Raw genomic sequence first — 18,296 nt, 5'->3', positions numbered from 1 at the left:
GAATCTGGTTGATACAGGTATAAAAATTAGTCCTCAATAATATAGCCAAAAACTTATATAACTGGGTGACAATGTGTAAGTTTTTAGTAATCGCTAAAGAAAAATTAAACCGCCTTTTCTTTTTGCCCGGGCCCGACAATGTTGATAACTTTGGGGATAATTACAGCAGCACCCCATGAAGCGCCCCTTCCTAAAATACATCTCCGGACTGGCCCTGGCCTTGAGTCTGGTCGCCTGCCAGCGGCCCTTGCAACCCTCCGCCAACCTGAGCGAGACGGATGTAGCCGTTGACCATACAATCACGTCCGATCCGGCTGTGGAGGCCTTGGTTGCCCCATACCGCGAAGAAGTGACCGTGAAAATGTCGGAGGTGGTGGGTTCAGCGCCCGTAGCCTTGGGCAAAGGCGACTACGAATCGCCGCTTGGCAACTTTGTCGTTGACTTGCAACTGGCGCAGAGCGAGCCAGTTTATGGTAAACCTATCGACCTGTCCGTGACCACGCAAGGCGGACTGCGTGTGCCCTTGCCACAAGGCAATATTACCACCGGCCATATTTTTGAGCTGATGCCGTTCGAGAACGAAATGGTGGTGCTGACCTTGAGCGGCGAGTCCGTAAAGCAGCTGTTCGATGATGCGGCGGCCCGCAAGATCACCTACATCGGCAACGCGACTTATACCGTGGCTAACGGCAAAGCACAGGATATCAAAATCAAAGGCCAGCCCCTGGACCTCAACAAAACTTATACCTTGGTTACTTCTGATTACCTGGCCGGAGGCGGTGATAAACTTGACATGCTGAAGAACCCAATCCAATACGAGAAGCTGGGCCTTTTGCTCCGCGACGCCATTCACCAGCACATACAGCAACTCACTGCCGCCGGTAAGCAAGTGACTGTACCAGCCGAGAAACGCGTGACCATCCTTCCATAAGCTATACCTGAACCCATGAAGAGAAGAGACTTTTTGAAGCACACGGCCCTCGGCGCGGCAGGTATCAGTATGCTGGGTTTGCCCTTTTCGGCAGAGGCCGCCCGCGAAGGTATAAGACTGACCATCCTGCATACCAACGACCAGCACTCGCGCATCGACCCTTTTCCGGATGATGGACGCAAGTATGGTGGTATGGGCGGTATGGCTCGTCGCGCCACCCTCATTGAGCGCATCCGGCAACAGGAGCCGAACGTGCTTTTACTCGACTCCGGCGACATCTGGCAGGGCACGCCTTACTTCAATTTTTTTGAGGGCGAGCTCGAGTACAAACTCATGACCCAGATGGGCTACGATGCCGCTACGCTCGGCAATCACGACTTCGATATCGGGCTGGAGGGTCTGCAGAAGCAATTGCCATTGGCAGGTTTTCCGTTCCTCACGGCCAACTACGACTTCTCCAACACCATCCTGAATGGCCGTTTTCAGCCTTACAAAGTGTTCGAAAAACAAGGTATACGGGTGGGTGTGTTTGGTTTAGGTATAGAGCTCGACGGTTTGGTGAGCAAGAACATGTACGGCGAAACCGTATACCTGGACCCGGTGGAGGAAGCCCGCGAGATCGTGCAGGCGCTGCGCGGAAAAGAAAAGTGCCATTTCGTTATCTGCCTCTCGCACCTCGGGTATAGCTACGACACCGACAAAATTGACGACCGCAAACTGGCCGCGCAGGTCAGCGGCATCGATTTGATTTTGGGCGGCCATACCCATACCTTCATGGAAAAACCGGAAGTACTGCGACACGAAAGCGGGCATGAGACGATGATTAACCAGGTAGGGTGGTCCGGCTTGTTTTTGGGCAGAATAGATGTTACATTCAGCAGAAAATCAAAGCGTAGGACCGACACAAGGACCGCTGTCTTGGCTGTGGATAACCCTGTATTAACTTCGTGAATAAATAATTTTTTGTTTAGAATAAATTGGTCAAATTTGTAACCCCCCTGCCATCAAGGTTAGGTTTGTTACACCCAACGGATCTTTTGTGTTTTGGAAAATTGGATGATAAAAGACTGTTCTACAGTATGGAGTAACTGTCTACAGGTAATTAAGGAAAGTATTGGCGAGCAGAGCTTTAAAACTTGGTTCGAACCAATCAAGCCTTTGTCCCTGCGCGACAATGTGCTCACCATACAGGTGCCTAGCCAATTCTTTTATGAGTGGCTGGAGGAGCACTATGTAGGTTTGCTGAAGAAGGTAATTTACCAGGAGATGGGCAGTGAGGGGCGCCTGGAGTACTCTATTATCGTGGACCGTGGCAACGAGTCCAACAAGCCGCAGACGGTCAACATCCCGACCAAGAAAATCCCGCAGGCCGTAGTGAACTCCTACCGGCCGGAGCAAAATTTCATCAAGAGCCCGTTCGAGTCGAAGACCATCGACCGCAACTTCCTGAACTCGCAACTGAATGGTGCCTATACCTTCGAAAACTACATTGAGGGAGATTGTAACCGCTTGGCGCGCTCGGCAGGTTATGCCGTGGCCAACAAGCCGGGCACCACTTCGTTCAACCCGCTGATGGTATACGGCGGTGTGGGACTTGGCAAAACGCACCTGGTGCAGGCCATCGGTAACCACATCAAAAACAGCAACCCGGATAAGTTCGTGCTCTACGTGTCTTCCGAGAAATTCGTGAACCAGTTCATCGAGTCGCTCAAGACCAACAACGTGCAGGATTTCGCTAATTTCTATTTGCTGGTAGATATCCTGATCATCGACGACGTGCAGTTTTTGAGTGGCAAGGAGAAGACGCAGGAAATGTTCTTCCACATCTTCAACCACCTGCACCAGTCCGGCAAGCAGATCGTGATGACCTCCGACTGTCCGCCACGCGACCTCAAAGGACTCGAGGAGCGCCTGTTGTCCCGCTTTAAGTGGGGCCTCACCGCCGACTTGCAGAGCCCAGACTTCGAGACGCGTATGGCCATCATCCAGAAGAAGATGCAGGGCGACGGAATTGATATTCCTGACAATGTGGTGGAGTATCTGGCCTACAGCGTGGACACCAACGTACGTGAGCTTGAAGGCGTGCTGATCTCGCTGATCGCGCAATCCTCGCTGAACAGAAAAGAAATTGACCTGGAGCTTGCCAAGCAGGCCCTGAAGCATATCATCGAGGATGTAGAGACGGAGGTAAACCTCGACTTCATCCAGAAAACGGTGGCTGAGTACTTCCAGGTGAGCCTGGACTCGCTCAAAGCCAAAACCCGCAAGAAAGAGATCGTGACAGCGCGCCAGGTGGCCATGTACTTCGCCAAGGAGTTTACCAGCCATTCGCTTAAGTCGATCGGTTACCACTTCGGCGGCCGCGACCACAGTACGGTAATTCACTCAGTACAGACTGTTTCGGACCTGATTGATACCGACAAGAAATTCAAAGTGAGCATTCAGGAACTACAGAAGAAATTTAAGTCCAAGGCAGGTTAAGCTATACCTGACTGAAACGCTATACCGATAACAAAACCGCCGCTACTATACCTGAGTAGCGGCGGTTTCTGTTTGTGCTATACCTGTAAGTCTGTCAAAAGAGAGAGGGCTATACCTGCGTAGGTATAGCCCTCTCTCTTTGTGCTTATTGCAACACTGCCTTATTGTTTCTTAGCCTTTTGCAAAATGCGTATACCTGACATCGTCACAGGTATAATTCCAATTAGCAGCACAAAATAGGCTTGCGGGCTGGCATTCATACTGAACTTCAGGTATAGAGCAGCGCCTAACAAAATAGCTACACTTAAGCAAAAGCGGAGAAACTCTGATATCATTTTCATCCCGCGTATACCTTAGGCTAGATTTGCTTCCGTTACCTCAAAATTGTGCTGGGTGCTCAACTCGCGTATTCTGCTTTTCACTCTTTCAATGTCACGCTTTTTGCGGATCTGCTTCAGGTCGAGGTATACCTTGTTGCCGTCGCGCTGGGTGATGCGCAGGGCCATAGGCGATACGTGCACTGATTCGATGTCAGGTATAGCCGTGATCATCTTGGTCCGGAATACGCCATTTTTCTGCACAATGTACTCCTGGGTCACTTCAATGTAAGACTGCACGCCAAATACAGAAGTGTTCTGCAGGATCACGTAGCCCAGAAAAACGACAGACAAACCGAAAAAGATGTAGTACAGGTAATTCTGGTCGCCAGTCGGGTTTTCGCTTACAAGCAGCATGGTGGCCCAGGCCAGCCAGAAAAGGGTGAGCACAAGTTGAACCGTAAACGAAAGCTTAGCATTGCGCGAAGGGCTTAACTGTACTAAAAGCGACGATCTTGCATTACCGGCTGTAGGCATATAAGGATGTTAAAGTGAAACGAACGCGCACAGTTTACGCGCAAGCTGCAATATAGCAAATTTATTTTTTGAGAGAAGCGGTTAATGTGATCTCCGGCACGGCACCCAGCGCCTTTGAAATAGGGCACTTGGCCTTTGACTCTTCGGCCAGTTTCTGAAATTCATCGTCGCTTATACCTGCCACACTGGCTTCCGTGTTCAGTTCGATCTTCATCACGTGCGGCCCGCCGTCTTTTTCACCCAGGTGCACGGTGGCAGTTGTCCGAACCGACTCCGGTTCGTAATTGGCCTTCTCGAGCAGCGCACTCAGGAACATGGAGTAGCAGCCGGCATGCGCCGCACCGATCAGCTCTTCGGGGTTGGTGGCCGAGGCGTCGTTTTCGAAGCGGGAGGCGAAGGTATAGCCTGCCTTAAAGTTACCGGTGCCGGACTCAACTTCGCCGTTACCGTTTTTCAGGCCTTTGTTCCATTGGGCCTTTGCTGTACTTTTTTTCATAAGTCTTGTTGTTAGTGGGTTTTGAGATAAATACAATACCTATAAACTACGGAGGTGCGTTTTTTGTTAGCCCTAAAAAACAGGATAGAGCTAAAACATGGTAAACGACTATGACAAAACCCGTTTATCTGGCTATATTTACCCCTCTAAAAAAAGAAAAACCATATGGGTGTGAAAGCATGGCTCAGTAAGCCGCTAGCTGCTTACGTGCACAAAAAACACCAGTCCTGGATACAAAACCCGGTAGAGGCGCAACAGACTGTTTTTGAGAATATCATCAGAACAGCACAGCAGACCGCTTTTGGCCGTGACCATCATTTTTCTGAAATAAAGACCCACGCCGACTTTGTAGAAGCCGTACCCGTACGCGACTACGAGGGCCTTGCCTCATACTTTAACCGGGTAAAAGAAGGGGAGCAGAACATTCTGTGGCCCGGCAAGCCGCTCTACCTGGCCAAAACATCCGGCACCACGTCCGGCACCAAGTACATCCCGATCACCAAAGACTCCATACCCAACCACATCAACGGAGCGAAGGACGCGCTGCTTTCCTACATCCACGAGACAGGCAACTCAAAGTTTCTCGACGGCAAGCTGATCTTTTTGTCAGGCAGTCCGGTGCTGGAGCAGGTGGGCGGCATCCATACCGGCCGTTTGTCGGGCATTGCGAACCACCATGTACCGGGTTATCTGCGCACCAACCAGATGCCGAGCTACGAAACCAACTGCATCGAAGACTGGGAAACCAAGCTCGACCAGATCATCGAAGAGACTATTGACGAAAACATGACGCTCATTTCGGGTATACCGCCCTGGGTACAGATGTACTTCGACAAACTGATGCAGCAGACGGGTAAGCAGATCAAGGATATTTTCCCGAATTTTTCCCTGTTTGTGTATGGTGGCGTGAATTTTGAGCCTTACCGCAAAAAACTGTTCGAGTCGATCGGGCGCGAAGTTGATTCTGTCGAAACATTTCCAGCCTCTGAAGGGTTTTTCGCCTACCAGAACGAACAGCACGACAAAGGCCTGTTACTGTTGCTGAACTCGGGTATCTTCTTTGAGTTTATACCTACAGACGAGTACTTCAACGAGAAACCGACCCGTCTCACCATCGGGGAAGTGGAGACGGGCGTGAACTATGCGTTGGTGGTCAGCAGCAATGCCGGCCTGTGGGCTTATTCCATTGGCGATACGGTGAAGTTTACCTCCGTGAAGCCTTACAAGCTGATCGTGAGCGGTCGCATCAAGCATTACATCTCTGCCTTTGGCGAGCACGTGATAGGCGAGGAGGTGGAAAAGGCGATGCAGCGCACCATGCAGAAGTACCCGATGGTAGAACTGGTGGAGTTTACGGTGGCTCCTTACGTGAGTCAGGACAAAGGGCAGTCTTTCCATGAGTGGCTGGTGGAGTTTTCCATAGCGCCTGCCAACCAGGAGGCATTTGCAAAAGAACTGAATGCGCAATTGCAGAAATTGAACACCTACTACGACGACCTGGTAACGGGTCACATTCTGGCCGACCTGAAAATCAGGGCGCTGCCGCAGGGCACGTTCCGCCACTACATGAAGTCGCAGGGCAAGCTGGGAGGACAGAACAAGGTGCCGCGCCTGAGCAACGACCGCAAACTGGCCGAGGGCCTGATCGAGTCGGCAGACGCACTTAACACTAACAAAAATTAATGAAACGAATTGCTATACTTGGCTCTACAGGCTCCATAGGCACGCAGGCCCTGGAAGTGATCGGAGCCAATCCCGATAGTTTTGAGTTGGAGGTGATCACCGCCAACAACAACGCCGATCTGCTGATTGCGCAGGCGCTTGCTTTCAAGCCGAATGCGGTCGTGATTGCCAACGAGGCGCTCTACGATCAGGTACGCGATGCCCTGAAGCACGAGGACATTAAGGTATACGCCGGTGCCAATGCGCTCAACTCGGTGGTAGAGATGGGAACTGTGGACATGGTACTGACTGCCATGGTGGGCTATGCCGGTCTGCAGCCGACTATCCGGGCCATTAAAGCCGGTAAAGAGATTGCGCTGGCTAACAAAGAAACCCTGGTGGTGGCCGGCCAGCTGGTCACCGAACTAGCCCGGCAGCAGGGCGTGAACATTTACCCGGTAGACTCTGAGCATAGCGCTATTTTCCAGTGCCTGGCCGGCGAGTTTCACAACCCCATCGAGAAGATCATCCTCACCGCGTCAGGTGGTCCTTTCCGTGGCCGCAAAGCTGACGAATTGCGCCAGGTAACCCGGGCGCAGGCACTCAAGCACCCCAACTGGGAAATGGGCGCTAAGATCACCATCGACTCCGCTTCACTCATGAACAAAGGGCTGGAGGTGATCGAGGCCAAATGGCTTTTCGGTCTGAAGAACGACCAGATCGAAGTGGTGGTGCATCCGCAATCTATCGTCCACTCGCTGGTGCAGTTCGAGGACGGCTCCATCAAGGCGCAGCTTGGCTTGCCAGACATGAAACTGCCGATCCAGTATGCGCTGGGCTACCCGAACCGGCTCAAGTCCGACTATCCGCGCTTCAACTTTATGGACTACCCGCAGCTCACTTTCGAGCAGCCGGACCTGGAGACTTTCCGCAATTTGCAGCTAGCTTTTGATGCCATGGAGCGTGGCGGCAATATGCCCTGCATCCTCAATGCGGCCAACGAAGTAGCCGTAGCCGCCTTCCTGCGTGAGGAGGTTGGCTTCCTGGAGATGTCCGATATCATCGAATACAGTATGGCGAAAGTTGCGTATATTGCGAATCCTTCTTACGAGGATTATGTTACAACAGACAGAGAGACACGCGATTACGCCACAAGATTGGCTGGCAAGCTAAGCCTCTAAGTGTTGCCATTGGGCGTTAATTTTTTTGTCAAGATCATCGATTCTAAATTTATTTCTTTTAAATGGATATTTTAATAATGGTGGGCCAGCTCATTTTGGGCCTGACAATACTGGTTGGATTGCACGAGCTGGGACACATGTTGACTGCCAAATGGTTTGGCATGCGGGTAGAGAAGTATGCAATTGGATTTCCCCCCAAGATATTTAGTAAGAAGATAGGCGAAACAGAGTACATGCTGGGCCTTATTCCGCTGGGTGGTTTCGTGAAGATTTCAGGCATGGTGGATGAATCGCTTGACACAGAAGCGCTTCAGAAGGACCCGGAGCCTTATGAGTTCAGGGCCAAACCGGCCTGGCAGCGCCTGATCGTGATGATGGGCGGCATTATCGTGAACGTGATCACGGGCATCGTTATTTTTATCGCCCTCAACTATCACTATGGCGAAACGTACCTGCCGGCCAGTGAAGTGAAGTACGGCGTGCAGCCAAATGAAATGGGTCAGGAGCTAGGTTTCCAGCCAGGAGACCAGATTGTGGCCCTGAATGGCAAGCCGCTTGAGAAGTTTGAGGACGTGTACTCGATGGATATGCTCCTGGGCCGCGACTCATACTACACGGTAGAACGCAACGGCGAGCAGGTGAACATCCCTATTCCAGTAGACTTTATGGACCGCATGGCCGACAACAAAGAGCGCATGCTGTTTGTGCAGCCGCGGGTACCTTTTGTTGTGGGTGAGGTAGCGCCCAGTAGTCCTGCATCAAAAGCTGGTCTGCAACCCGGAGACTACATCAGAACAGTTAACGGCGAAAGCATCAAGTTCTTCAATGAAATTCAGGCTGTTTTGCAGAAGTATGCCGGCAAGCCTGTTACCATAGGAGTGGAGCGCGATAACGAGCTGGTGACCCTGAACGCTACCGTAAATGAAGACGCAACGCTTGGTTTCTACCAGAAGCCGCTCTTAGAGTATGCTACCCGCGACTACAGCCTGGGCGAATCCATTCCGTTGGGCACCAACCAGGCCTTTGGCGTGATCACGGCCAACCTGAAGGGTTTTGGTAAAATATTCCGTGGTGAGGTATCGGCTTCCAAGTCTTTGAGCGGACCAATTGGTATCGCCCAGATCTTCGGTGACACCTTTAACTGGTACAAGTTCTGGTCGATTACAGGTATGCTGTCGATGGTGCTGGCCTTTATGAACTTCTTGCCAATTCCGGCGCTGGACGGCGGCCATGTTGTATTTTTAACATACGAAATGATCAGCGGTCGCAAGCCGTCGGATAATTTTTTAGAGAACGCTCAAAAAGTGGGCATGGTTTTATTGTTGGGCTTAATGGCTTTTGCTATATTTAACGATGTATTCAAGATAATCTTCTAACCAAAGATTCGTTTATGAGAGCCGTCGTGAAGAGCGCACTAACTGTAGCCATTCTTTTTGTTTTATTTGCATTTAATCAAGCCGGTGCTACACCAGTAGCATCGGCTTTTTCTATACCTGTGCAGTCCGCCGTAACTGACACCACTTACCTGGTGCAACAAGGCGATACGTATTACAGCCTTTCGCGCCGGTTCAGCATTCCACTGGACTCACTGCAGAAGTGGAATGGCACACAACTACAAATGGGCCAGACGCTATACCTGACGCGCCGCGGTGCTAAGGGTAATGCTGTAGCTAGCAAGCCTGCTTCAGCCACAGGCCAGCAAACGAGTATAGTCAAAGCTCCGGTAAAAGCTGCAACGCAGCCTGTGAGCACTACCGCTCAAACACCGGCTAAGCCAGCCAAGCAAACTACCTCAGCAAAGCAGCCTGCCACAGCGAAGGCTGAACCTCAAGTTTCCCGACCAGCCGCTTCACCGCCAGCGCAGTCAGCGAGAGCTAACACAACTGGTCCGGCCCGCACGCAGGTCAGTACATCGGCTGCGGCCTCTATGCTTCCTACTTTGGAGAGTAAGGTGAAGCAGCGGATTCTGGTAGTGCCCTTCGACCCATACCTATACTTTTCTGACGCTGACGACGAGATCGCTCGCCATTCTAAAATACCTCGCCAGAACGTTCGCCACGTGTTCCGCGGCCGACTGAACGCCCTGCTGGCACCTGAAGGCTATGAGACTATCAACCTGCTGGGCGGTGTTTACCGCGACAGCGTGAGCGAACTGAGCACCCTGTACAAATCGCTGAGCTACGGCTACCAGGATAACAAACAGTCGCGCTACAACCACCAGCCTACCATAAAAGCCAAGGAGCGCGAAAATGCCCTGGACTGGGTGAAGCGCAAAAAGAACGACCTGAATATCAGAGGCGGTCAACCAGCTACTGTACCCGTAGCGCAGGACGAGAACAAGCACTTTGGTGTGAAAGTGAAAGACCCGAAATTCTTCTCGCACTTCAACGGCCAGTATGGCATCGATTACTACGTGTTCATCAACCAGTTTGAGGTGAAGACCAATTACGAAAACTGCCTGGATCGCGCTACCTGGAACTATGAACGCGACTTCCTGGTGCATTACTCTATCTACAACAGCCAGGGCGAGCTTGTGTCAGGCAACAAAGTGAAAGTGCCTTACCAGTCCAACATGAACGACGTGCAGCGTATTGTGACCGACAACATGCCTAACATGGCAAAACGTGTACTGGCCGACCTGCCGCAAGCTCAGAAATAAGCGTTCCCTAATTCCGTTTTCTGAGCCAGCCGAGCTTTAAAGCTATGCTCACGGCGATGGTGGCCATCATGGAACCCGTCAGAAAAGATACAACTATGCCCATTGGAGAGCGCATAAAGGTGCTGGCGTATAGAGCGTAGCCCATAAAGGCTATACCTGCTATACCTATACCTGACCAAAACACAATCTTTTGCTGCAGACTCATTTTGTCAAGTATAGCTACGGTTGGCTGGCGCCAGGTATAGAGCAGGATGAGCAGCGAACCCACTAATGTACTGCTATGCTGTACGATGCGGCAAAGCATAATCTCGAAGCCCATCACATTTACCATACCTGTCAGCACGGGCCATTTCTGTACGAAATACCCTGATTCGTGGGTGAAGGAATCCCAAAAGATATGAGTAGCTGCGCCGAGTATGGCTGACATGGCAAAGACAAACCACCGCTCTTTCAGATAATGGAGCCAGTCTGGTTCGGGTATGGCCAGCGCCCGACTTTTTAGCCAATTGGGGAGGTGTGCTATAGCTGGCCGTCGCACGATTAGGTGGAAGACGGTTGCTATACCCAGCGCGACAGGCAGGTTAAAATACAACAGACCTTCCAGGCTATGGCCGCTGTGCTTAAAAAGGGGGAGAAGCAGGAAATATTGAAAATCCGGTGCGATGCTGCCTGTGATCAAGCCGGTGGCGGAGAACCAGCGGCTGTGCTTCAGAAAAGGCAAAATGGCAGCAGGATGTGCAGCGGTGAATGGCATAAGGTATAAGAAACGAGGTAAACTACTTTCCTGTACCTCGCCCTTGCAGAACTGGTTTTATCAAGCGGAATTCCACGCGGCGGTTAATGCGGCGGTCTTCTTCTGTCTTTTCTTCGCGCAGAGGTTTGCTGCTTCCGTAACCATAGGCATCGATACGCCCATCGCTGAGGCGTACCTTATGCTGGATGTACTGCAGGATGGCATCGGCGCGGTCTTTGGACAGAATCTGGTTAAACTCCGGGTCACCGGCGCTGTCGGTGTGTCCCGCAATCTCCAGCCGGAATCCCGGGTTCTCCACCAGGAAGTAAGCCACTTCATCCAGAACGGCATGCATCTCTTCCGTAATATTCGACTCGTTCGGCTCAAACTCAATATTTCGGAACACGATCGGAATGTTGTGATCGATCACTCTGGTCATGATCTGCAATGAAGTGTCCTGTTGCAGTGCCAATTCCCGCTGAATCGTAAAGAAGTCCGGACTCTGGATGATCATCATGTAGCGTGCGTTGTCGATCAGGTGGAAGGCAAAAGAACCGTCCGGCCGGATATACTTCGACGAGATCTCGATGCCATTATCCAGGTCGATGATGGAGATGACACCCGATAGCGGTTTGTTGGAAACAGAATCGCGCAAGACGCCTTCCACTTTGGTCACGGCGAGCGGGTGGGCTTCCATGGGCAGTGGGAAAGAGTAGAGGTCCAGGTTTTTGAGGTCGCTTTCTTCGGAGCGGGCGTAATACAGGTTCTGCGACTGCGAATCGATGGTAAAGTAATACTCACTGCCCCGCCCGTTCACAAGCGGACCAATGTTGCGCGGCTCCTGCCACTTGTTGCCTACCAGGTAGGTTTTGTAGATGTCGAAATCACCGAAATTGAACAGCTGTCCGCGCGAACTGAAGTAGAGCACCTTATACTTGGGATGGTAGAAAGGACTGACCTCACTCTGACGTGTGTTGATGATCGGGCCCATGTTCTGCGCCTTCGCCCACAGTCCGTTCTTTAGTTTGTGCGTGAAATAGATGTCAGACAGGCCGAATCCACCCAGGCGGTCGGAGGCAAAATAGAGGGTATCCTCGTTAGGCGAAAGCGTCGGCTGCGAGTCCCAGGACGGGCTGTTCACGTTAGGTCCCAGGTTCTCGATCTCGTGCCAGCTGCCGTCGGGCTGCAGACTTGCTTTGTACAGGTCGCAGTTGCCAAAGCCGTCCGGCGATTCACAGCGTGCAAAGTAGAGCGTCTTACCGTCGCGGGTGAGCGTGGCGGAGCCTTCGTTGTAAATGCTGTTGATGGGCTTGCCAAAAGACTGCGCTTCGGTCCAGTAGCCGTTGCTGTTCTGAGAGTAGTACAAGTCCTCGTTGGGCTTGCTCTCTATACCTTGAAAGGTGCGCTTTGAAGTGAAGATAAGCGTACTATTGTCTGCGTTGAGAGTGGGGCCGTAGTCTTCGTAAATTGAGTTGATGGTGTTGCCCATGTTCAGGTATACCCCGCGTGGCGGCTGGTAAGTCGAGATAGACTTGCGGTACTCCACCAGCTCGTAGTAGTAGCTCAGCGGCACATAATAGTCTTTGGTGTTCTGCTCCAGCGAGTCGTAGTAAGACTGCACCTGGCGGATGTCGGAGCGGTGGTGCTTCAGCACGAGGCGGTATACCTCCATGGCCTGAGCCATCATATCCTGGCGCTCGTAAAGCTGGCCTAGTCTCCAAAGGAGTTTGGTGTCTTTGTAGAAATTCTGCACTCCGAAGTTGCGCACGTAGCCCTCGAGCAGTTTGAGGGCTTGTCCGTATTGTTTGCGTCTTTCCAGGCGCTGAATCTCCGAAAGTTTCTTGGAGTCCTTGTAGTGGGCGATCCGGTTCAGGTTCGGGAAGTCCAGGTGCATTTCCTGGTTCGGAGCCTTTTTCTTCACCTTCACGTCAGGCCCGTCCTGCAATGGCGTATGCTTCAGCTGACCCATACACAAGAGCGGGGACAGCAACAGCAGCAGGAAGAAAGCAGGGGCGTTAAGTCGTTTCATCGGCACAGAGCATGATACCTGAAACCAAAGATATTATTTTTTAGCCTATGTTCTGAAACGATTTATTAATAATCCCTTATATTTTGGGGAGAAGTGCCAACGCTGCTGCCAGTGCGACAATTTAGACAGACAGCAGCACTTGGCACAGGTCTTGACAATAATACACTCCACAGACATAAAGCGGATTTTCCATTACCTTTATGTCAATTTGGCACTGATACAATCTATGAACTATACACTGGAGAACTTTCTCAACCATCTTTTAATCGGAAACATGTCGGTAGATGATAGCGACGATCTGATTCCGGTAATCACCACTGACCCTGACGAAGAAATGCTGCCGGAAGATATGCCGGGCGAACTGCCCTTACTGGCGGTGCGCAACACAGTATTGTTTCCGGGGGTGGTATTGCCTATTACTGTTAGCCGCAAAAAATCAGTGCGCCTCGTGCGCAAAGCCCATAAAGGCGACAAAATCATTGGCGTGGTGGCGCAGCGCAACACCAATAGCGACGATCCGTCGGCCGAAGATTTGTACGAGATCGGTACGATGGCCAAAATCCTGAAAATGCTGGTACTACCTGATGGCAACACGACCATCATCATTCAGGGGCAGAGCCGTTTCAAAATAGAGGAGGTTACGCAGGAAGACCCCTACCTGTCAGCCAAGGTAAGCTACTGCAAAGACACTTTCCCGAACAAAAAGAGCAAAGAAGTAAAGGCGCTGGTGCACTCGCTGAAAGACGCGGCTGCCAAAATGCTTAAACTCAACCCCGAGATTCCGCAAGAGGCGCAAGTTGCCCTTGATAATATTGACAGCCCGAGTTTCCTGACGCACTTCCTGTCGAGCAACCTGAACGTGGATGTGGCGCAGAAGCAGATACTGCTGGAAGTGAACGACGGCGTGGAGCGCGGCACACAACTCCTCGAGATCATGCTGCGCGAAATCCAGTTGCTGGAGCTCAAGCAGGAGATTCACACGAAAGTACACACCGACATTGACCAGCAGCAACGCGACTACTTTTTGCGCCAGCAGATCAAGGTGTTGCAGGACGAGCTGGGGCAGGAGGGCCCTGATCAGGAGATCGAACGATTCCGCGAGCGTTCCATGAAAAAGAAATGGCCGGAGCAGGTGGCCAAGCATTTCAACAAAGAGATTGAGCGATTGGCCCGCCTCAACCCGCAGGCAGCCGAGTACCCGGTGGCGGTCAACTACCTGGAGTTTCTGCTTGATCTGCCCTGGAACGAAACTACCAAAGACAACTTCAACCTGAAGCGCACCAAAAAAATACTTGACGCCGACCATTACGGTCTGGAAAAGGTAAAGGAGCGCATTATTGAGTACCTGGCTGTGCTCAAGTTGAAAAAGGACATGAAAGCGCCGATTCTGTGCCTCTATGGCCCCCCGGGTGTGGGTAAAACCTCACTGGGGCGCTCTATTGCCACGGCGCTGGGTCGTAAATATGTCAGAATGTCACTGGGCGGCGTGCGCGACGAAGCGGAGATCCGCGGACACCGCCGTACCTATGTGGGCGCCATGCCAGGCAAAATCATCAGCCAGATCAAAAAAGTTGGCTCTTCCAACCCGGTGATCATCCTCGACGAGATCGACAAACTGGCCTCTGATTTCCGTGGCGATCCGTCTTCGGCTTTGCTGGAGGTGCTGGATCCAGAGCAGAACCATACCTTCATGGACAACTACCTGGACGTGGAATACGACCTTTCGAAGGTGCTCTTCATTGCCACCGCCAACTCCCTGGACACCATTCAGCCTGCCCTGCGCGACCGTATGGAGATCATCGAGCTGACCGGCTATACCTTAGAAGAGAAAACTGAGATTGCCAAGCGCCACCTCGTGCCGAAGCAGGTAAGTGAACATGGTTTGGAGGAAGAAGACGTGAAAATGTCGAAGGCCACGCTACAAAAAGTAATCGATGATTATACCCGCGAGTCGGGCGTGCGTAGCCTGGAGCGTAAAATCGGGCAACTGGTGCGCAACACGGCCAAGCAGAAGGCGATGGAGGAGAAGTTTACTCCTGCCATTAAACCGGAAGACGTAGTGAAGATTCTGGGTCCGGAGACTTTCGACAAGGAAATCTACCAGGACATCGACACGGCTGGTGTAGTAACGGGCCTGGCCTGGACCTCGGTGGGCGGTGATATCCTGTTCATAGAGTCTATCCTGAGCAAAGGCAAAGGCAAATTGACACTATCCGGCCAGTTGGGCGATGTGATGAAGGAGTCAGCGATGACGGCCATCTCATACCTGAAAGCCCACGCCGAGCTGCTGGAAATTGACTACCGTTTGTTTGACCAGTACGACCTGCACATTCACTTTCCGGAAGGCGCTGTGCCAAAAGACGGTCCGTCGGCAGGTATAGCCATCTTCACTTCCATTGCCTCGGTATTCACGCAACGTAAAGTAAAGTCGCGCCTGGCCATGACGGGCGAGATTACGCTGCGTGGCAAGGTGTTGCCGGTAGGAGGTATAAAAGAGAAAATTCTGGCTGCCAAGCGGGCAGGTATAACCGATGTAATTCTGTGCCAGAAGAACCGCAAAGACATCACAGAAATACCAGAGCAGTACATCAAGGGTTTGCATATTCATTACGTAGATAGAGTGGATGATGTGGTACAGATTGCTTTGCTAAAGCAGAAGGTAAAGCACCCGCTGAAATTGGTGGTGACGGAAAATGGGAAGGGTGATGAGTAACGGTTGCTGATTAACTTTAGTTAGTAACCGGATTTTCAATTTTTAAAAAGAGAAAATGTTAGAATCAATAGAGCATTTAACACCAGCCCAGATTGTAGAGGAGCTGGATAAATATATTATCGGGCAGAAAGATGCCAAACGCAACGTAGCCATCGCGCTCCGCAACCGCTGGCGCCGCATGAATGCCGACGAAAGCATTCGCCGCGAGATCGTGCCCAACAATATCCTGATGATTGGCGCCACCGGTGTGGGTAAAACAGAAATTGCCCGCCGTCTGGCCAAGATCGCCGACGCACCTTTCACCAAAGTGGAAGCCTCCAAGTTTACAGAAGTAGGCTACGTGGGACGCGATGTGGAAAGCATGGTGCGCGACCTGGTAGAGCAATCGGTGAACATGGTGAAAACCAGGAAAAAGGAAGAAGTGAAGCAGAAAGCCGCCGAGGTGGTGGAAGACATCATTCTTGATGCACTTATACCTCCGATTCAGGGTGGTCGCGCGACACCAAGTTTCTCAAGTACTTCCGAGCCAAACGGTATGCCCGATAACGATTACGAACTGAACGAGCGCACCCGCGAGAAATTCAGAGAGAAGATCCGCAATGGTGAGCTCGAGGACCGCAAAATTGAAATCAGGGTACAGCAGAGCGCCATGCCAGGTATGGGCGTGATGGGGCCAGGTATGGACGAGGCTTCAATGATGAACATCCAGGAGATGATCAGCGGCATGATGCCCAAGAAGACCAAAAAGCGCAAAGTAACTATTGCCGAAGCCCGCAAGATTTTGCTGGAAGAAGAAGCCGCCAAACTGATCGATATGGATGAGGTGAAGGAAGAGGCGATCTTCAAGGCAGAGAACTCTGGCGTTATCTTCATTGACGAGATTGACAAAGTAGCCAGCGCAAGCAGCAAAGGTGGCGGTGGACCTGACGTGAGCCGCGAAGGTGTGCAGCGCGACTTGTTGCCGATTGTGGAAGGCTCTACGGTGAACACCAAGTATGGCGTCATCAACACCGACCATATTTTGTTCATCGCCGCCGGTGCATTCCACGTGGCCAAACCATCGGATCTTATACCTGAGTTGCAAGGCCGTTTCCCGATTCGTGTGGAGCTGCAGAGCCTGACCAAAGATGACTTCTACCAGATCCTGAAGTTCCCGAAAAATGCCTTAACAAAACAATACGAAGCGCTGCTGAGAGCAGAGAACGTAGAGTTGAGCTTTGCCGACGAAGCGCTGGATGAAATCGCTTCCATCGCATTTGAAGTAAACTCAGAAGTAGAGAACATCGGTGCCCGTCGTCTGCACACGGTGATGAGCCGCCTGCTCAACGACATCCTCTTCGACGTGCCGGACAAAATCGGCGCTAACGCCCACATCGTCGTAAACCGCGAGATGGTGCTCGAAAGGCTGTCTGACATGGTGAAGAACCGGGATCTGAGCCAGTATATTCTTTAAAGTTCAGGAGTTGGGATGGTAGGGGCAGGTCGCGACCTGTCCGAATCTTGACCGGTCCTTGCAGTAAAGGCGTAAGCACTAAACCCGTGGCTGATATATAAATGCGGGTCTGTGACTTGTGCAAAGAAAAGCTGGTGTTTCTGTGAAGGCAGAAGCACCAGCTTTTTGGGTTGTGAAAACCTCTGTCAACAGGTATAGGTATAACCAAATCTTGAATCCCATTCGTACTTTAAGAGAAGAACTCATAACTCCAAAACTTTCATGAACTACTACTTCATCACCGGAACGAGCAAAGGTATAGGCAAAGCCATTGCGGAGGAATTGCTTCAGGACGAGAACAACGTTGTGATTGGCGTGTGTCGTAACAGCACCATACAGCACAAAAACTACCGCCACCAACCCCTCGATTTTTCGGATATACCTGCCGTGGAGCATAACCTGCACAAGGTGTTTATTCCTTACAGTGACGCCGAAAAGCTTGTGCTGATTAACAATGCCGGCGTGTTGGGCGATATTGGTTATGTAGGAGAAGGTATGCCGAATGAACGTTTTGAGTTTGTGTTTGACGTGAACGTGATTGTGCCCGCCATGCTGATGAACAATTTTCTGCAGGTATACCAGCCGTTGCAAGTGCCCAAAGTGATTGTGAACGTTAGCTCAGGAGCAGGGAAATACCCGATAGATGGTTGGGCCAGTTACTGTGCTTCCAAGGCAGCGATTGATATGATGTCGCAAACAGTACAGCAGGAGCAGACCGTGCGCGGCTCCGGAGTTAAGGTATTCTCCTTGTCGCCGGGTGTGGTGGATACCGCTATGCAGGAGCACATTCGGGAAAGTGATGTGGAGAAGTTCAGCAATGTGCAGCGGTTCAGAGATTATAAAGAACAGGGCGAACTAGCCTCACCCGAAGAAGTGGGCTGTAAAATTGTTTGGTTCCTGAATAATACCGACGATTTTAAGGAAGTTCTGGTATCGGTGAGGGATATGTAGGTATAACCGGCACTTGCAGTACAAATATTGAATTAAATCCATAACAGCGAAGCGTTCTTCTTAATCAGAAGGGCGCTTTGTTTTTTGCCCCAGGTATAGCTATACCTGGGGCAA

General features: G+C 51.4%; 15 protein-coding genes. 10 read left to right on the top strand and 5 right to left on the bottom strand.

What is annotated here, in order from left to right; genetic code table 11:
* Positions 1-175 precede the first annotated feature (175 nt).
* The 3 genes from L1278_RS01325 (at position 176) to dnaA (ending at position 3,412) form a co-directional block, all read left to right on the top strand.
* The gene (locus L1278_RS01325) at positions 176-931 is read left to right on the top strand and encodes a 5'-nucleotidase C-terminal domain-containing protein (protein WP_253400703.1); all 756 of its coding nucleotides are present in this window, start codon (positions 176-178) and stop codon (positions 929-931) included.
* 15 nt (positions 932-946) lie between these two features.
* Positions 947-1,882, top strand: coding sequence for a bifunctional UDP-sugar hydrolase/5'-nucleotidase (locus L1278_RS01320; protein ID WP_253400702.1), 936 nt, complete (start codon positions 947-949; stop codon positions 1,880-1,882).
* A 105-nt stretch (positions 1,883-1,987) separates the two neighbouring features.
* On the top strand, positions 1,988-3,412 hold the full coding sequence (gene dnaA, locus L1278_RS01315; RefSeq protein WP_220627095.1) for a chromosomal replication initiator protein DnaA: 1,425 nt from the start codon (positions 1,988-1,990) through the stop codon (positions 3,410-3,412).
* A gap of 161 nt (positions 3,413-3,573) precedes the next feature.
* On the opposite strand, the gene L1278_RS01310 is transcribed toward dnaA, so the two are convergent.
* The 3 genes from L1278_RS01310 to L1278_RS01300 form a co-directional block, all read right to left on the bottom strand.
* On the bottom strand, positions 3,574-3,753 hold the full coding sequence (locus tag L1278_RS01310; RefSeq protein ID WP_253400701.1) for a hypothetical protein: 180 nt from the start codon (positions 3,751-3,753) through the stop codon (positions 3,574-3,576).
* Between the two features lie 12 nt (positions 3,754-3,765).
* Positions 3,766-4,266: a hypothetical protein gene (locus L1278_RS01305; protein ID WP_253400700.1), complete on the bottom strand. Its 501-nt coding sequence runs from the start codon at positions 4,264-4,266 to the stop codon at positions 3,766-3,768.
* 61 nt (positions 4,267-4,327) lie between these two features.
* Positions 4,328-4,762 carry an OsmC family peroxiredoxin gene (locus L1278_RS01300; RefSeq protein WP_220627036.1) on the bottom strand — a complete coding sequence of 145 codons (435 nt, stop codon included), beginning with the start codon at positions 4,760-4,762 and terminating at the stop codon, positions 4,328-4,330.
* 165 nt (positions 4,763-4,927) lie between these two features.
* On the opposite strand from L1278_RS01300, the gene L1278_RS01295 reads away from it, so the two are divergent.
* From L1278_RS01295 to L1278_RS01280, 4 genes are all read left to right on the top strand, one after another.
* Complete coding sequence (locus L1278_RS01295; protein WP_253400699.1) at positions 4,928-6,445, top strand: GH3 auxin-responsive promoter family protein; 1,518 nt, start codon at positions 4,928-4,930, stop codon at positions 6,443-6,445.
* Positions 6,445-7,605: a 1-deoxy-D-xylulose-5-phosphate reductoisomerase gene (locus tag L1278_RS01290; protein WP_253400698.1), complete on the top strand. Its 1,161-nt coding sequence runs from the start codon at positions 6,445-6,447 to the stop codon at positions 7,603-7,605. Before L1278_RS01295 ends, L1278_RS01290 begins: the two co-directional genes overlap by 1 nt.
* Positions 7,606-7,667: 62 nt before the next feature.
* Positions 7,668-8,981 (top strand): RIP metalloprotease RseP, encoded by a 1,314-nt coding sequence (gene rseP, locus L1278_RS01285; RefSeq protein ID WP_253400697.1) that lies wholly within the window; start codon positions 7,668-7,670, stop codon positions 8,979-8,981.
* A gap of 14 nt (positions 8,982-8,995) precedes the next feature.
* Positions 8,996-10,264 carry a LysM peptidoglycan-binding domain-containing protein gene (locus tag L1278_RS01280; RefSeq protein ID WP_253400696.1) on the top strand — a complete coding sequence of 423 codons (1,269 nt, stop codon included), beginning with the start codon at positions 8,996-8,998 and terminating at the stop codon, positions 10,262-10,264.
* Positions 10,265-10,271: 7 nt separating this feature from the next.
* On the opposite strand, the gene L1278_RS01275 is transcribed toward L1278_RS01280, so the two are convergent.
* Together L1278_RS01275 and L1278_RS01270 are read right to left on the bottom strand one after the other, a co-directional pair.
* The gene (locus L1278_RS01275; protein ID WP_253400695.1) at positions 10,272-11,018 is read right to left on the bottom strand and encodes a DUF4184 family protein; all 747 of its coding nucleotides are present in this window, start codon (positions 11,016-11,018) and stop codon (positions 10,272-10,274) included.
* 22 nt (positions 11,019-11,040) lie between these two features.
* On the bottom strand, positions 11,041-13,026 hold the full coding sequence (locus L1278_RS01270; protein ID WP_253400694.1) for an OmpA family protein: 1,986 nt from the start codon (positions 13,024-13,026) through the stop codon (positions 11,041-11,043).
* A 226-nt stretch (positions 13,027-13,252) separates the two neighbouring features.
* Here L1278_RS01270 and lon point away from each other — a divergent pair, with 226 nt between their 5' ends.
* The 3 genes from lon (at position 13,253) to L1278_RS01255 (ending at position 18,182) form a co-directional block, all read left to right on the top strand.
* Entirely contained in the window at positions 13,253-15,739 is a 2,487-nt protein-coding gene (lon, locus tag L1278_RS01265) for an endopeptidase La (protein ID WP_253400693.1), read from the top strand.
* Positions 15,740-15,794: 55 nt separating this feature from the next.
* Positions 15,795-17,192 (top strand): ATP-dependent protease ATPase subunit HslU, encoded by a 1,398-nt coding sequence (gene hslU, locus L1278_RS01260; protein ID WP_220627044.1) that lies wholly within the window; start codon positions 15,795-15,797, stop codon positions 17,190-17,192.
* 261 nt (positions 17,193-17,453) lie between these two features.
* Positions 17,454-18,182 carry an SDR family NAD(P)-dependent oxidoreductase gene (locus tag L1278_RS01255; protein WP_253400692.1) on the top strand — a complete coding sequence of 243 codons (729 nt, stop codon included), beginning with the start codon at positions 17,454-17,456 and terminating at the stop codon, positions 18,180-18,182.
* The last annotated feature ends 114 nt before the right edge of the window (positions 18,183-18,296 follow it).

This window comes from Pontibacter sp. HSC-36F09 (assembly GCF_024171605.1).
Lineage (GTDB): Bacteria > Bacteroidota > Bacteroidia > Cytophagales > Hymenobacteraceae > Pontibacter.
This window is presented reverse-complemented; position numbering and strand designations above follow the sequence as displayed.

Excerpts from the sequence above, each read along its gene's own strand:
- L1278_RS01310 (WP_253400701.1), bottom strand. The coding sequence starts at position 3,753 with ATGAAAATGATATCAGAGTTTCTCCGCTTTTGCTTAAGTGTAGCTATT.
- L1278_RS01280 (WP_253400696.1), top strand. The coding sequence starts at position 8,996 with ATGAGAGCCGTCGTGAAGAGCGCACTAACTGTAGCCATTCTTTTTGTT.
- L1278_RS01305 (WP_253400700.1), bottom strand. The coding sequence starts at position 4,266 with ATGCCTACAGCCGGTAATGCAAGATCGTCGCTTTTAGTACAGTTAAGC.
- L1278_RS01270 (WP_253400694.1), bottom strand. The coding sequence starts at position 13,026 with ATGAAACGACTTAACGCCCCTGCTTTCTTCCTGCTGCTGTTGCTGTCC.
- L1278_RS01255 (WP_253400692.1), top strand. The coding sequence starts at position 17,454 with ATGAACTACTACTTCATCACCGGAACGAGCAAAGGTATAGGCAAAGCC.
- dnaA (WP_220627095.1), top strand. The coding sequence starts at position 1,988 with ATGATAAAAGACTGTTCTACAGTATGGAGTAACTGTCTACAGGTAATT.
- L1278_RS01325 (WP_253400703.1), top strand. The coding sequence starts at position 176 with ATGAAGCGCCCCTTCCTAAAATACATCTCCGGACTGGCCCTGGCCTTG.
- L1278_RS01300 (WP_220627036.1), bottom strand. The coding sequence starts at position 4,762 with ATGAAAAAAAGTACAGCAAAGGCCCAATGGAACAAAGGCCTGAAAAAC.
- hslU (WP_220627044.1), top strand. The coding sequence starts at position 15,795 with ATGTTAGAATCAATAGAGCATTTAACACCAGCCCAGATTGTAGAGGAG.
- L1278_RS01320 (WP_253400702.1), top strand. The coding sequence starts at position 947 with ATGAAGAGAAGAGACTTTTTGAAGCACACGGCCCTCGGCGCGGCAGGT.
- L1278_RS01290 (WP_253400698.1), top strand. The coding sequence starts at position 6,445 with ATGAAACGAATTGCTATACTTGGCTCTACAGGCTCCATAGGCACGCAG.
- L1278_RS01295 (WP_253400699.1), top strand. The coding sequence starts at position 4,928 with ATGGGTGTGAAAGCATGGCTCAGTAAGCCGCTAGCTGCTTACGTGCAC.
- lon (WP_253400693.1), top strand. The coding sequence starts at position 13,253 with ATGAACTATACACTGGAGAACTTTCTCAACCATCTTTTAATCGGAAAC.
- L1278_RS01275 (WP_253400695.1), bottom strand. The coding sequence starts at position 11,018 with ATGCCATTCACCGCTGCACATCCTGCTGCCATTTTGCCTTTTCTGAAG.
- rseP (WP_253400697.1), top strand. The coding sequence starts at position 7,668 with ATGGATATTTTAATAATGGTGGGCCAGCTCATTTTGGGCCTGACAATA.